We start from the raw sequence: 14,091 nt of genomic DNA, 5'->3' as shown, positions 1-14,091 counted from the left end.
TTGCTGAGGCATCTACAAAGCTAACAAGCGGGAACTGCGCCGGTTCCCGATACCTTCCCGTTTTTTTCGATCGCGTCTGACGATGATCCAACCAGCTCGGGCAGGCATTGCTGCAAGGAAGGAGGACCGGATGCTGGTCTATGGCGATGTCGAGCACATCGAGAACGCAGCAGCAGTACGCGCATCGATTTCAAGATTGATGATGGCGTGCATCGAAATGCAGCCGAGCCGGCAGCGCCACGAAACCCTGGTTCGAGCATTCATCCTGACTGGAGAACTGGTTCAGGGACTGGCCGATCAGGAATTCGGGGGAAAAGGCGCGGACGATATCTCCGAGCTTCAGGATGCAGGCGCGAAATTTCTGCGCATGCAGGCACGGGAGATCATGCAATCTTGGCGAAACGGGTTTTCCGGCAGTTTGTCCTTTCCAGAGGATTGGACAACCAAACTCGAATCTCTCGCCAGCGCCGATCCGGTGCGAATGAAGCGCGCAGAGGGCTACGCCTTTTATGCTTTGTATCCCGAGAGCTATATCGAGGCGGCTTCGATCTCAAACTTGACGTCTAAAACAGTCGTCATCGGGATCCGAAGCATCGGGACCGGACTCGCGGCTCTGGTTTCTGCAGCCTTGGATGCCGAGCCGGCCTATTCGCTGCGCCCGACTGGCCACCCCTTCGAGCGGTACGTACGCGTCACACCGGCTCTTTCCGAGCGGATTCTCGCCGACCATCGCACCGATTTTGCCATCGTCGATGAGGGGCCGGGGCTATCGGGGAGCTCGTTCGGCTGCGTTGCGGACTGGTTGCAGGCCAACGGCGTGGCGTCTGATCGGCTTCATTATTTCCCGAGCCACACGGGTGAACTAGGCCCGCATGCAAGCAAGCCGCATCGGACCCGTTGGCGGGATCGGCCACGCCATGTCGTCAGCTTCGACGAGCTGACCCTCAAGACCCAAGATCCAAAACATCGTCTGCAGACATGGGCGTCCGATGTTGTCGGCGTTGCACGTTCGTCCTGGCGGGACCTCTCCGGTGGCGCATGGCGCGCGGTTCGGTATCGTGATCCTTCACATTGGCCGCCGAGCTATATGCAGATGGAAAAACGCAAATTCCTGATGGAAGCCGAAGGAGGGGCGTGGCTTGTCAAGTTTGCCGGGCTTGGCGGGAGCGACTCGGACAAGGCCAGAAGAGGCTCCTTGCTAAGCGAAGCCGGTTTTATTCCGAAGATTGCCGGTACCTGTTACGGATTTGTCATCGACGAATGGCTGGATGGAACGCCCCTCGACCATAGTGGTGCAAGCAGGCGCGACATCGCGGATCACCTCGGACGTTATCTCGGTTTTCGTGCCCGTCACCTCCCGGCGCAAAACGGCGGCGCGTCGATCCAGAAATTGTGTGAGATGGCGATTTTCAATATTGCGGAAGCGGCAGGATCGGATACGGCAGAAACATTGAGGTGCGTGATAAGCACGCCCGAGCGGCTAGCCGGACGATTGCGACGGGTCGATACGGACAACCGGCTTCACCCATGGGAATGGCTGACGACCACCAGCGGGCGCATCGTGAAGACGGATGCGCTCGATCACAACGCGGCCCACGATCTGATCGGGTGCCAGGACATTGCCTGGGATGTCGTGGGCGCCTGCGTGGAATTCGAACTCTCGAGTAAGGAGCGTTATCGTCTTGCCGATCTCGTCGCTCAGGAGGCGGACTGCGATTTGCGCGATGATGTGCTCAAGCTTTTCGAGGCATGTTATCTCGGTTTCCAGATAGGTTTGTGGTCGCAGGCGAGGGCGAGCGTCGATGACGCCGAGAGGGAGCGGATTGAAAGCACCATCAAACGCTACCTGGACCGCCTGCCGCAGTTGATCGGAGCCTGACTGCGGAAGCGGTCTGGATCCGAAGTTTTTCAGCAAAGTGACGGAGGCGGTTCCGCCATCGGGTGGCGGCTTCCATGTTCCACCAGATAAACTTCCCGTTCCGGATTGGCACGAATGACAAACCCGGCGCTTCTCAGCATCGCTTCGACCGCCGCCTTGTTCGGAATGAACCAATTTGTGGGGTCGCCAGCGTAACGTTCTTCCAAGAAATACACTTTGGGAAAGCCGCGCTGCTCAAATATTGTCGTGTTGAAGAAGTCGTAATTTTCGCTGAGTGCCGCGACTTCCTCTCCCCCCCGCTGCATGCATTGAAACAGCATCTGGCCGCCGACGACATGCTCATGCAGAAGGTCGAGTGCCAGCAGCGGATGCCGCAGGTGATAAAGGACACCCATGAAAAGGACCAGGTCAAATCTCTCCTTCAGTTTTTCCACCTCGTACACCGACATCAGCTTGAACTCGATATCCTCACCTGTCTGTCTGGCTACGAACTCGGCTTGCCTGAGATAATGCGGGTCGGAGTCGATTCCGACGACCCGTCCGGCATTTCTTCTTTTCATTTCAAGTGCATAGAATCCGGCGTTGCAGCCGATGTCGAGCACGCTGCACCCCCGGAGATCTTCAGGCACAACCTGGTGAAAGTGGGCCCATTTGAAGGACGGGTAGTCACCAAGAAAATGATCAGGCGCGGTCTGTACGCCGCTAATTCGCAGGTTGTGAAACCATGGCCTCAGGGCTGCGATGTCCCTTTCCAGTCGAGCCTGCTCGTTCATTCCGTACTCCGATCCGCAGCGTCGATCATTGCTTCGACTGCGCCGCCGAGACGTGTGTCCGGTTACGTTTGAATTTTCTGATCGCCGACCGTATCTGCTCGACGGACCGGGGGCCGATCCCCGCGAGCTTGAGGAGTTCGGCATTCTTCATATCTGCCAATTGGCTCATTCGGTGAATTCCGCTTCTGGCGAGCGAACGGGCGATCCATCCAGGGAGACAGGTGGTCAATAAGGGATCTTCGGTATCTCCCCCTCCAGTCTTCGTCCGCTTTTGAGATACCTGCGGCATGTTCAGCTTGAGCCGGCTTCGTCAGATGTGGTCGAACCCTCTTGATGGTTTTCGGTTCCCGCTGAAGAAGAAAAACCCGCCAATTGTGTGCGAGATGGTCCTTCTCGGCCGACAAACAGATCTCTGGACGGTGAATTTAGTCATCAGAATTGTGCGACGGATTGGTGTTGGGCGGCATATCTCCCGGACGGATGATGCGCGAATTACCGGTGTCGGGCGCCGGTTCCACCATTTCGGTGTCGCCGATGGGAGGAGGCCTGAGTTCGCCGTTGCAGTCATCCAGTTTCTTGGAGAGATCTTGATGGTCATCCGCTGAATCGCGATCCTGGTTTGACTGTGACGGGGCGACGCATTTGTCAGGCGGCGCCTGTGCGTTCGCCTGGAGCGATAGGGGGAGGATCGCCACGGTGAGCGATAGCGCGCTTAGGAGTCGTTTGAACTTCCGGGATGTGGTCGGCATGCCAAACCTCCGTTGGCGTTTATCCGGATGTCATTTCAGTCCTTCTTCCGAATTGGGCCTCCACCAAGTCCTTAGGGGCCGGCCGCAGGGGCAATCTGCATCTGCACAGGCTGAAACTTGTCCGGCGGTCCGGAAAGTGGTTTCTGGCCCGTCAAGCGCTCGTCGGCCGAGGCTCGATGTCCCTCGGTTTGGGTGGTGGAATTCGTCGTTTCCGTTCCGATGCCGGGGTTCGAATCGAAAGTCCGCGCCGTGTTCGAATTCGTCGAGCTTTGCGGATTCCCGGAAAGCTGGTCGGTGCCAATTGGCTGCGGCGTAACTTTGCCGTCGGATGAAGCGACGCGCCAAACGGTATTGCCGGCATCATCGGCAACAAGCAACGCTCCCGTCCCATCGATCCCCACTCCGACCGGTCGCCCTTTTGCCTGATCGCCCTGGATAAAGCCTGTGACGACGTCCTGCGCCTTGCCAGATGGCTTGCCATTCTGGAACGGTACGAAGACAACTTTGTAACCATTGAAGCTATTCCGGTTCCAGCTGCCGTGCTCGCCGATGAAGGCGCCGTTGGCGTATGCGGCTGGAAGCGCGGAATTCATCGAGAAGGTCAATCCGAGCGCGGCAACATGGCTGGACAGGGCGTAGTCCGGTCGGATTGCCTTTTCGACCATGTCGGTTCGTGGCGGATGAACGCGAGCGTCGACGTGGTTGCCGTAGTAGCTCCAAGGCCAGCCGTAGAAGCCGCCGTCCTCCACAGAGGTCATATAGTCGGGAACGAGGTTTGGGCCGAGCTCGTCACGCTCATTGACGACAACCCAGAGCGCACCCGTTTCGGGGTTGAAGGCAAGGCCGTTCGGGTTGCGCAGACCGGAGGCGAAAACGCGGGCCGCGCCGGTCTGCCGGTCGACCTGCCAGACCGCTGCACGACCTTTTTCTGCTTCGAGCCCGTTCTCAACGATATTGGAATTCGATCCGACCGAGACATAGAGCGTCAGGCCGTCGGGGCTGAGGGCCAGATCCTTTGTCCAATGATGATTAATCGGGCCGCCGGGAAGCGGCGTCAGGATTTTCGGCTGCGCGGCGACCTCGTTCCGTCCGAGTTCGTAAGGGTAGGCCAGGATGGCGCTCGTCGTGGCGACGTAAAGCGTATTGTCTATCCAGGCAAGGCCGAAGGGAGAATCGAGCTTCTTCAGCAGGTCATGGCGTTCATCGACGGTGCCGTCGCGATTGGTGTCACGCAGCAGCGTAATGATATTGCTCTCTTTCTGTTCACCGCTGCCACCGTGGGCGATCGACATGATCCAGCCGCGGATGAGATCCTTCGGCCGCGAGGTCGGTTCGCCGGTCGGGCCGCGGGACTGGACGACGAGCACGTCGCCGTTTGGCAGGGTATGGACCGTGCGTGGATTGGCAAGGCCCTTCGCATAGGCACTGATCTTCAAGCCGTCGGGAACGGCAGGAGTCTCTCCTTCCTTCCAGCCGACCACTTCCGCGACCTTCACATCAAATATCAGGGAGGAAGATGGCTCAGGCAGAACCGGATCCGGGCCGATCTGCTGCGACAAATCGAATTCGGCCTCCCGCGCCGACGTACCGAATCCGAGGAAAAGCGATAGAACCGAGGTGGCGAGAATGAGGGATCTCATCATCATACCCTCCAGGCCAATCTGGCATATTTGCGGGCGGAAACAGCGGCTGCCACCAGGCAAAGCGCTGAAGTAACGGCCGAGAGCGCCAGTCCATAAGGCACGACGGCAGTCCATCCGTCGCCGGCATGGACAAGGCTGTTCAGGAAGGCAAGGGCGAGGATGATCAGGTAGAGAAGCACAGACGGGAAAGCCGACCGCAACGGACGGGTCCGGGGCCGCGCGAGGTCAATCAAACCAGCCAGGATCGCAATCACACCGAACACGAGGCCGGCGCACAACAGCCAGGCGGAGAAGTTTTGCCACATGAGGTTGTTGCTCTGCCAGAAGGCGATATCGGTCGCGAGCGCAAGCGTGAAGCAGACGAAAGGGAACGGGACGAAGAGCGACTGTATCGGATAGGCGGCCGCGTCTCTATCGTCGGGTGAAAGTACAGCCATGGCATGCTCCGAGAGGCAAGTGCGCAGATATACGATTCAACCGTGGAGGCAGCGGATGGTTCCGTTGCAGCGGGACTGGCTTACGAACCGCCTCCTCGACCAATAGCGGCTGCTGCCTTTCGCGCGTACCGCCGGAGTGACAATGTAGGGAGGCAGTTAAATTCCGTCCATCATTCCCGTGACATGCGCGGGAGGAGTACGATGTTGTCGCCTGAACGCGCGGCGGGCGCCAAGACTGCCGCCAAACACGGGGCGAAGCTCCGACCTTTATCGTTGCGCACTCACGATGAGCCAGCGGGTCGGCCTGCCGTCATATCCGCCGCCATCGCTTTCCTCGACGGCGAGGTTGCGCCAGCCGCCTGCCGTCAGAAGCGCCGAAAGCCAATGGGCGGATGGATAGTTGTAATAGCGCCCGAAGCCATCATGCCCTTCGGCTTCTCCCGACTTGAAGCTTGCGTGGAGGATGCCGCCGGTTCTGAGCGCGCGGTGAATGCGGGCGAAGACGTCGTCCAGGGTCGTTCTCGGGACATGAAGGAGGCTCGCTTCGGCCCAGACGCCGTCGAACGCGGCCTCGGCGTTGAGATCCTCAAACAGCATGACCCTGACCTCCCTGCCGATTCGCGCCTCGGCTTGTGCCGCGAGTTCGGGTGAACCGTCGGTTGGCGTCACGTCGAAGCCTTGAGAGAGCATGTAGGCACTGTCCTGTCCGCCGCCGCAGCCAAGTTCGAGGATTGCGGCCCCCGGCGCAAGTCGGGCAAGAAAAGTGTCGAGCTTCTGTTTCGGCAGGCTGCGCGCGCGATTGGCGTATATCGCTGCGTTATTGTCGTAGAAGGCGGAGGTGCTGTCATGGGGCATGGGGAGCGGCCGGTCCGGATCGTCGGTTGGATTGGAGATGCCTTTCGGCAAGCCGGTCGGCGCCGATGATGTCGATGACGAGGATGCCGTCGGGTATTTGCCGGTAGAAGGCGACATGACGCATGTGGAGGAGGCGGCGCAGGCCGGCGCCAAGTGCGTCGCACTCATCGCCCATGGAGGGCACGCGCGACAGAAGTATTAAAATCCGATCCCAGTCAAGAAGATAGGCATCCGCCTGCGCCTCGCCGAAATGTAGATTGGCATATTCGTCGATGCCTGACAGTACGGCGTCGGCCGTTCGGGTCAGCCTATAGGTTGATGTCACGCAGCTTCACCTTCGTTTCCAACAAAATGTCGGGAATGCGCCGGTCGCTGATACCAGTCTCCTCGGCCTGCCTCAGGATCTCGCGCAGTTCGTCGTCCTCGAGCTTACGATGGTCCTGGTCCTTCGCGATCAGCTCCGCCAGGAATGCGTCGGCGCTGTCGTATCTGCCGCTTGCGACACGGCGCGAGATGTAATCCGCCAGATTATCCGGAAGCGAGATCGTCATTTTCGCCATTGAATTTCCTGCCGTCCGTGCGTGCCGGTTCAGCTGTCCCTGATGCCTGTTACGATTCCCCACCCCGTGATAGAAGCGTTGCCGCCCGCCGTCGAGCGCTTGGGTCACATGAGGGTCAGTCTTCTTTAATGATTGCATCGGCGTCGGCGAGTTCGAGAACTGTCGTCAGCCCGGCCGCTTTGAAGGCGAGGCCGAGAGCGGCGCCCACCATGTCAGTGCTGGCGCCGCCGTTCGCGTGAAAGGTCTGAAGGTCAGGCCGGGATCAGGCGCGTCCAGCCGTGCTCATCGTTCGTTACGCCCTTCTGCAGACTGACGAGCTGCTGTCGCAGTTCGCTGGTCAGCTTGCCAGTCTGTCCGTCTCCGACCAGAAACTCGCCGCCGGCATGTCGAACCAGGCCGATGCCCGCCAGGACTGCGGCAGTGCCGCAAGCGAACGCTTCGACAAGCCTGCCGCTGGCGGCATCCTCCTGCCATTCCGCGAAGGAATAGGGACGCTGCTCCACGCGCAAGCCCCTTTCTTCTGCGAGCACGATGACGGAAGCCCGAGTGATGCCCGGCAGGATCGTGCCGCCAAGGGGCGGGGTCACCATCGATCCATCATTCATCACGAAGAAGACGTTCATGCCGCCGAGTTCTTCGACCCAGCGATGCTCCGCGGCATCCAGGAAGACGACCTGATCGCAACCCCTCTTCGCGGCTTCCGCTTGCGCCACGAGGCTGGCTGCGTAGTTTCCGCCGCATTTTGCAGCGCCGGTGCCGCCGCTGGCTGCACGGGTGTATTCCGTTTCGACCCAAAGAGAGACGGCCTTCGCGCCGCCCTTGAAGTAGGCGCCGACCGGTGAGGCGATGATGCAGAAGATATATTCCTGAGCCGGACGAACGCCGAGAAACGCCTCGTTGGCGAACATGAAGGGGCGAAGGTAGAGGCTGGCGTCGCCAGCCGGAATCCAGGCCTTGTCGACGCGGACCAGTGCTTCGACCGCCTTCAAAAAGAGTTCTTCGGGCACGGGAGGCATCGCCATGCGGGTTGCCGATTGCGCGAAGCGGCGTGCGTTCTCTTCAGGCCGAAAGAGCAGAATCCGGCCATCGTCAGCCTTGTAGGCTTTCATGCCTTCGAAGATTTCCTGAGCGTAATGCAGCACGGCGCTCGCAGGATCGAGCTCCAAGGGTCGCCTGGGCGTAACCTTCGTATCATGCCAGCCCTTGTCGGCCGTCCATCGCGCCAGGACCATGTGATCCGTGAAGATCTTGCCGAAGCCGGGCGTCTCAAGTGCCTGGATGCGGTCGGCGTCCGAGACGGGGGTCTTGTGGAGTTCGATTTTGATTTCGGGAGAGGCCGACATCACGGTCATTGCTGGCACCTTGATAGTAAATTGAATAGTGGCGGCGACACTACCGCCGCCGAGCCGGTTTTGGAAAGGTCTGAAGCAGCCGGTTTCGGCTTGATCAGCGTAATAATCGCTTGAGGTGGCTGACGTCGAGCAACAAATTCGGAATCGAGCGCCTGCGATCGAGGATGGCGTCACCATCGGTCGATTCGGGAACTTCATTCTTATCGGGAATGACGTTCGCGAATTTCATACCCAGGCTTTGGAATATGTGATCTCCAACTTATCGTTATGACAAAGAAAATAGGTCAGCATTATTGACATAATTTCCGCCGCATGATTTGTCGGCGGTACAGAAAATACGAGGAAACCTCCATGCTGAACTGGGACACCATGTTTGCGTCGCGCTCATCGCGCATGCGCGCATCCGAAATCCGCGAGCTCCTGAAGCTTCTCGACCAGCCCGACATTATTTCCTTTGCCGGCGGCATTCCGGATCCGGCGCTGTTTCCGGCCGAGGAATTCCAGCGGGCCTATGCCGATATCTTCGCAGGTGCCGCCGTCAATTCGGCGCTGCAATATTCGGTCAGCGAAGGCTACAAGCCGCTGCGCGAATGGCTGGTCAAGCAGATGGCCGCCCTCGGCATTCCCTGCGAGCTCGACAATGTCTTCATTGTCTCCGGCTCACAGCAGGGGCTCGATTATCTCGGAAAGCTCTTTCTTTCGCCCAATGATACCGCGCTCGTGACCTGGCCGACCTATCTTGGCGCGCTGCAGGCCTTCAATGCCTATGAGCCGGCCTATGACCAACTGACGCCGAGCGGCAACCGGACGCCCGAGTCCTACCGCGTGGCGGCTGCGGCTGCCGGCGGCAAGGTGAAATTCGCCTATCTCTCCGCAGATTTCTCCAATCCGACCGGCGAAACCGTCGATCTCGCCGGCCGCAAGCGGGTGCTGGCGCTCGCCGAAGAGCTCGACATTGCCGTCATCGAGGATGCCGCCTACCAGTCGCTGCGTTACGACGGCGAGCCGATCCCGCCGATCCTGGCGTTGGAGATCGCCGAGAAGGGCCATATCAACGACACGCGCACGATCTATTGCGGCAGCTTTTCCAAGACGCTGGCGCCCGGCCTTCGCGTCGGCTTCATCGTCGCCAATGCGCCTGTCATCCGCAAGCTGGTGCTGATGAAGCAGGCGGCTGACCTGCATTCCTCAACGATCAATCAAATGGCGATATCCGATGTCGCCGTGCGCGGTCTCGACAAGCAGGTTGCCAAGATTAAAGCGGCCTACAGCCATCGCCGCGACTGCATGCTGGCGGCGCTCGAGAAGTACATGCCCAAGGGCACGAGCTGGACGAAGCCGGAAGGCGGCATGTTCATCTGGATCACGCTGCCGGAAGGCATGGACGGCGCCAAGCTGCTGGCGAAATCGCTCGAGACCGCCAAGGTCGCCTTCGTGCCCGGCAAAGCCTTCTTCGCCGACGGCTCCGGCGCCAACACCTTCCGCGTCAGCTTCTCCTGCGCGAATGAGCAGATGATCGAGGATGGCATTGGTCGGTTAGGTAAGTTGATCACTGAGATTGGTGGGTGAGTGTTGGGAGTGGGGTGCAACAAAACTGTTGTGCCGTATGGCCCTATCCGACCCCTCGGGCCATCGACTGGGGTTGAGCCACGGGTCTCAACCCGTCCTTCGGACCCCCGCTGGGGAGAAGATGGAGCAAGCCGCTCGCTTCAATTTCCACTGCAGACGTTTCTAGGAAACGAGACCATTCCGCTTCTCCCCATCGGGGAGAAGATGCCTGAAGGCAGATGAGGGGCTGCATGGCACGCCCTCTCATCCCTCATTCCTGTGCTCGTCACAGGAATCCAGCCACGGCGCGTCCGCGCCGTGATTGAACTCCTATTCGTGAAAGACTCTCTCGTGCCCAAGGACTTGGGCACGCTGGATTCCTGTGACGAGCACAGGAATGAGGGAGGGGAGGGAACTGCTTCCGCCTTCTTCTCTGAGGAAAGGACGCTGTCTTTCACCGTGTCATGCCTGATCTTCTCTCGCTATTGCTGGAGATGCGGGCCGAAAAGCTCGAGGTCGGCTTCGCCGAGCCGGTCGCTCGCCGTATTCAGCTGGTGCCAATAGGGATAGATCACCGGCGGCAGGCTGACGGCGTCGAGACGCTTGCGCTCCTCATCCATGAGTTTCAGCTCGGCAGCGGCGATGTTGTCACGGAACTGGGCTTCGGTGCGCCCGCCGATGATGACCGAGGTGACCGCCTTGCGGCCGATCAACCAGGCAAGCGCCACCTGGGCCGCCGAGACGCCGCGCTCTTCGCCGATTGCCACCAGCGTCTCGACGATGTTCCAGAGGCGGTTTTCGTCGCGGATCGGCGGCTCGGTCCAGCCGGCGAACTGGCGCGTTCCCTCGGGAGCGGCCTGGTTGCGGCGGTGTTTGCCGGAAAGCAGCCCGCCGGCAAGCGGGCTCCAGACCAGCACGCCCAGGCCCTGGTCGATCGAAATCGGCAGCAGCTCGTATTCGGCATCGCGCGCTTCGAGCGTGTAATGGATCTGCTGGCTGACGAAGCGCTGGTAGCGATGCTCATTGGCGATGCCGAGCGCCTTCATAATGTGCCAGCCGGAGTAGTTCGAGCAGCCGACATAGCGCACCTTTCCCTGCTTGATCAGCGTGTCGAGCGCTTCAATCGTCTCTTCGAGCGGCGTCTGGCCGTCCCATTCATGCACCTGGTAGAGGTCGATGACGTCGGTCTTCAGGCGCTTGAGGCTCGCCTCGCATTCGCGGATCAGGTGGTAGCGCGACAGGCCGCGGTCGTTCGGACCGTCGCCCATGCCGAAGCGCGCCTTGGTAGCGAGCAGTACGCCCTGCGGCCGCTTGCCGGCGAGCGCATCGCCGATGATGTTTTCGCATTCGCCTGACGAATAGACGTTGGCGGTATCGATCAGATTGATGCCGGCATCGATGCACATATCTATCATCTTTTTCGCCTCGGAGACGCCGAGATCGCCGACCATCTTCGCCCAGCCGACCCCGCCGAAGGTCATGGTGCCCATAGTCAAAGTCGAAACCTTCAGGCCGGAGCGGCCGAGCAGACGATATTCCATCGAAACTCCTCCTTCATCAAACGCGATTGACGTACCTCAACGCGGTAGAATGGCAATGGCGGCAGGTTCACGCCTGCGTGAGGGCCGGCGAGATTGCCGCCCAGAGACTGCGATCGATCGTGGGGGGCGTGAGCCGCGCGGCAGATCGTACAATATGTGATTGGCTTGTCGACGGGAATCATCCTGAACGGAGCGATCAGGCGGCGGGTCCAGGCCGCGTCAGGTCTCGTCCTTGTTTTTCCTCTGAATGTTGTCGCGAAGCGAAGCGATCGTATCGCGAATCCTGCCGACGGTTTCGACGTCGAGACCGACGGCTTTGGCGATGCAGTCGAACACATGGGTGGCGCGGCTCTTGAGGGCCTGTCCCTTCTGTGTCAGGCGGAGAAGCACCTGGCGCTCGTCGGCGGGGTTGCGATTGCGGGTGACGAGGCCGACATTTTCCAGCCGCTTCAAGAGCGGGGTGAGGGTGCTGGAGTCAAGGAAAAGTGTCTCGCCGAGATCCTTCACCGTGCGGTCATCACGCGCCCACAGGGCCGTCATCACTAGGAATTGTGGATAGGTCAGGTCCAGCTCATCGAGCAGCGGGCGGTAAAGCTGGTTGAAGGCATGGCCTGCCGAATAGATTGAAAAGCAAAGCATTTCATCGATTTTCGGCACGTCGGCGAGATCATTCGTTCGGGTGTTTTTCATCACGCTCTCCTCTGATTTCAATGTAATTTGTGCACGATCTATTTGCAAGCTATTGACGTCCGGCATGCCGTCCCTTATTTAGATTGTGTACAAGTAAATCGCTTACAAATAACAAGCCGAAGGGAATGCAGCTGGTGGCTCCCGGTTCGGCTCCCATTGAATCTCAACGACGAAAGGATATGACCCATGTTCAAGTTCGCTGCTGTCGCCGCCCTGGCGGCCGCTCTTCTGCCCGGTGCTGCCGTCGCTCAGCCGGCCAAGCCGACCGTCGTCCTCGTTCACGGCGCCTTTGCCGATTCCTCCAGCTGGAACGGCGTTGTCGAGATCCTGCGCAAGGACGGCTTCCCGGTCGTCGCTGCCGCCAATCCGCTGCGTAGCGTTTCGGGCGACGCCGCCTATGTTTCCGACGTCCTCGGCAGCATTGCCGGCCCCGTCGTCCTCGTCGGCCATTCCTATGGCGGGCAGGTGATCTCGACCGCCGCGAATGGCCACGACAACGTCAAGTCGCTGGTCTATGTCGCGGCCTTCGCGCCGGAGGCCGGGGAATCGGTTGCCGACCTCGCTGGCAAATTTCCCGGCGGCACCCTGGGCGCAGCGCTTGCAGCCCCGGTGAAGCTCAGCGCAGGCGGCGTCGACCTCTCTATCGACCAGGCCAAATTCCGTGATCAGTTCGCCAGCGACGTGCCGGCTGAACAGGCGGCCCTGATGGCGGCGGCCCAGCGGCCAATCACCGAAGCGGCCCTGACCGAAAAATCCGGTGAGCCTGCCTGGAAGAAGCTGCCGTCGTGGTTCGTCTACGGCACCGGCGACAAGAATATCCCGGCCGCAGCCCTTGCCTTCATGGCCGAGCGGGCAGGCTCCAAGCGGACCGTCGTGGTCGAGGGCGCGTCCCACGTCGTTATGGTTTCGCAGCCGCAGAAGGTGGCGGAAGTCGTCGAAGAGGCCGCGAAGTAGCGTCTATCGGAGAGGCGACGGCAACGCAGTGGTTTCAGGGCGCAGCGCAGCTGCTGCCTCCTGTCACATCTCTGTCAACGACCACTAATAAGGGAGGGGTGACGCAATTCCCGAGGACCCCTCCCATGAAGACGATCGTTTCCGCCGCTGCTCTTCTCGCCGCGAGCCTCCTTGCCGTTCCGGCTTCGGCCGCAAGCCTCGTTCTCTACACCAGCCAGCCTAACGAAGACGCGCAGGCGACGGTCGACGGCTTCATGGCCGCCAATCCTGACATCAAGGTCGACTGGGTGCGCGACGGCACGCCGAAGATCATCGCCAAGCTTCAGGCCGAGATCCAGGCCGGCAATCCGGTCGCCGACGTCCTCCTCATCGCCGACATGGTGACGCTGGAGCGCCTCAAGGAAGACGGCAAGCTGCTCGCTTACAAGTCGCCGGAAGCCGCAGGATACGACGCCAGCCTCTATGACGCCGACGGCTATTATTACTCGACCAAGCTGATCACGACAGGCATCATGTACAACACCTCGGCCGCGATGAAGCCGACGAGCTGGAAGGACCTGACGAAGCCTGAGACCAAGGGCTTCGTTACCATGCCGAGCCCGCTCGCTTCGGGTGCTGCGCTGATCCACGCCCAGACGCTGGCCGCAGTTCCCGGCCTCGGCTGGGATTATTACAAGGCGCTTGCCGAAAACGGCGCGATCGCTGCCGGCGGCAATGGCGCCGTCCTGAAGTCGGTCGCCTCCGGCGAGAAGGCCTACGGCATGGTCGTCGACTATCTGCCGATCCGCGAGAAGGCCAAGGGCGCACCCGTCGAATTTGTCTTCCCGAGCGAAGGCGTTTCGGCCGTCACCGAGCCGGTCGGCATCCTTGCCAGCACCAAGAATGCAGAGGCTGCCAAGAAGTTCGTCGATTACGTGCTCTCGGAAAAGGGCCAGGAAGGCTTCCTGAAGCTCGGCTATATCCCGGCCCGCAACGGCATGAAGCTGCCGGAAGGTTTCCCGGCGCGCGATACCATTAAGGTCCTGCCGATCAAGGCAGCGGAAGCGTTGAAAAATACCGATCAGGATCTGAAGACCTTCTCCGGTATTTACGGCTCGAACTGATCCAGCC

At 60.2% G+C, this 14,091-nt stretch carries 15 protein-coding genes; 4 read left to right on the top strand and 11 right to left on the bottom strand.

Annotated elements, in window-relative coordinates; genetic code table 11:
• Positions 1 to 130 precede the first annotated feature (130 nt).
• Positions 131 to 1,879 carry a hypothetical protein gene (locus AC13QO_RS12850; RefSeq protein WP_488540818.1) on the top strand — a complete coding sequence of 583 codons (1,749 nt, stop codon included), beginning with the start codon at positions 131 to 133 and terminating at the stop codon, positions 1,877 to 1,879.
• A 29-nt stretch (positions 1,880 to 1,908) separates the two neighbouring features.
• Here AC13QO_RS12850 and AC13QO_RS12845 read toward each other — a convergent pair whose 3' ends face one another.
• The 9 genes from AC13QO_RS12845 to AC13QO_RS12805 all read right to left on the bottom strand — a co-directional run bounded on the left by AC13QO_RS12845 (position 1,909) and on the right by AC13QO_RS12805 (position 8,248).
• Entirely contained in the window at positions 1,909 to 2,652 is a 744-nt protein-coding gene (locus tag AC13QO_RS12845) for a TIGR04290 family methyltransferase (protein WP_085778684.1), read from the bottom strand.
• Positions 2,653 to 2,677: 25 nt separating this feature from the next.
• Positions 2,678 to 2,941: a DNA-directed RNA polymerase subunit alpha C-terminal domain-containing protein gene (locus AC13QO_RS12840; RefSeq protein ID WP_141504804.1), complete on the bottom strand. Its 264-nt coding sequence runs from the start codon at positions 2,939 to 2,941 to the stop codon at positions 2,678 to 2,680.
• A gap of 136 nt (positions 2,942 to 3,077) precedes the next feature.
• Positions 3,078 to 3,401, bottom strand: a complete 324-nt coding sequence (locus AC13QO_RS12835) for a hypothetical protein (protein ID WP_085778683.1) — start codon at positions 3,399 to 3,401, stop codon at positions 3,078 to 3,080.
• A gap of 71 nt (positions 3,402 to 3,472) precedes the next feature.
• A complete protein-coding gene (locus AC13QO_RS12830; protein ID WP_085778682.1) occupies positions 3,473 to 5,044 on the bottom strand; it encodes a PQQ-dependent sugar dehydrogenase in 1,572 nt (523 codons plus the stop codon).
• The gene (locus AC13QO_RS12825; protein WP_085778681.1) at positions 5,044 to 5,481 is read right to left on the bottom strand and encodes a DUF2231 domain-containing protein; all 438 of its coding nucleotides are present in this window, start codon (positions 5,479 to 5,481) and stop codon (positions 5,044 to 5,046) included. The genes AC13QO_RS12830 and AC13QO_RS12825 overlap by 1 nt, the downstream gene beginning before the upstream one ends.
• Positions 5,482 to 5,748: 267 nt before the next feature.
• A complete protein-coding gene (locus tag AC13QO_RS12820; RefSeq protein WP_085778680.1) occupies positions 5,749 to 6,336 on the bottom strand; it encodes a class I SAM-dependent methyltransferase in 588 nt (195 codons plus the stop codon).
• Positions 6,326 to 6,661, bottom strand: coding sequence for a type II toxin-antitoxin system RelE/ParE family toxin (locus AC13QO_RS12815; RefSeq protein ID WP_085778679.1), 336 nt, complete (start codon positions 6,659 to 6,661; stop codon positions 6,326 to 6,328). Before AC13QO_RS12815 ends, AC13QO_RS12820 begins: the two co-directional genes overlap by 11 nt.
• On the bottom strand, positions 6,645 to 6,896 hold the full coding sequence (locus AC13QO_RS12810; protein WP_085778678.1) for a ribbon-helix-helix domain-containing protein: 252 nt from the start codon (positions 6,894 to 6,896) through the stop codon (positions 6,645 to 6,647). The genes AC13QO_RS12815 and AC13QO_RS12810 overlap by 17 nt, the downstream gene beginning before the upstream one ends.
• A 251-nt stretch (positions 6,897 to 7,147) precedes the next feature.
• A complete protein-coding gene (locus AC13QO_RS12805) occupies positions 7,148 to 8,248 on the bottom strand; it encodes a branched-chain amino acid aminotransferase (protein WP_085778677.1) in 1,101 nt (366 codons plus the stop codon).
• Between the two features lie 351 nt (positions 8,249 to 8,599).
• Between AC13QO_RS12805 and AC13QO_RS12800 the strand changes: the two genes are divergently transcribed.
• Positions 8,600 to 9,817: an aminotransferase-like domain-containing protein gene (locus AC13QO_RS12800; protein WP_085778676.1), complete on the top strand. Its 1,218-nt coding sequence runs from the start codon at positions 8,600 to 8,602 to the stop codon at positions 9,815 to 9,817.
• A gap of 461 nt (positions 9,818 to 10,278) precedes the next feature.
• Here AC13QO_RS12800 and AC13QO_RS12795 read toward each other — a convergent pair whose 3' ends face one another.
• Positions 10,279 to 11,337: an aldo/keto reductase gene (locus AC13QO_RS12795; protein WP_085778674.1), complete on the bottom strand. Its 1,059-nt coding sequence runs from the start codon at positions 11,335 to 11,337 to the stop codon at positions 10,279 to 10,281.
• A gap of 219 nt (positions 11,338 to 11,556) precedes the next feature.
• A complete protein-coding gene (locus AC13QO_RS12790) occupies positions 11,557 to 12,027 on the bottom strand; it encodes a MarR family winged helix-turn-helix transcriptional regulator (protein WP_085778673.1) in 471 nt (156 codons plus the stop codon).
• Between the two features lie 186 nt (positions 12,028 to 12,213).
• Between AC13QO_RS12790 and AC13QO_RS12785 the strand changes: the two genes are divergently transcribed.
• Both AC13QO_RS12785 and AC13QO_RS12780 read left to right on the top strand, forming a co-directional pair.
• Positions 12,214 to 12,981 carry an alpha/beta fold hydrolase gene (locus tag AC13QO_RS12785; protein ID WP_085778672.1) on the top strand — a complete coding sequence of 256 codons (768 nt, stop codon included), beginning with the start codon at positions 12,214 to 12,216 and terminating at the stop codon, positions 12,979 to 12,981.
• 125 nt (positions 12,982 to 13,106) lie between these two features.
• Positions 13,107 to 14,084: an ABC transporter substrate-binding protein gene (locus tag AC13QO_RS12780; RefSeq protein WP_085778671.1), complete on the top strand. Its 978-nt coding sequence runs from the start codon at positions 13,107 to 13,109 to the stop codon at positions 14,082 to 14,084.
• The last annotated feature ends 7 nt before the right edge of the window (positions 14,085 to 14,091 follow it).

It is taken from the genome of Rhizobium sp. CNPSo 3670 (assembly GCF_057784555.1).
Note: the sequence above shows the minus strand (reverse complement) of the source record. Positions and strands in the feature narration are given on the sequence as shown.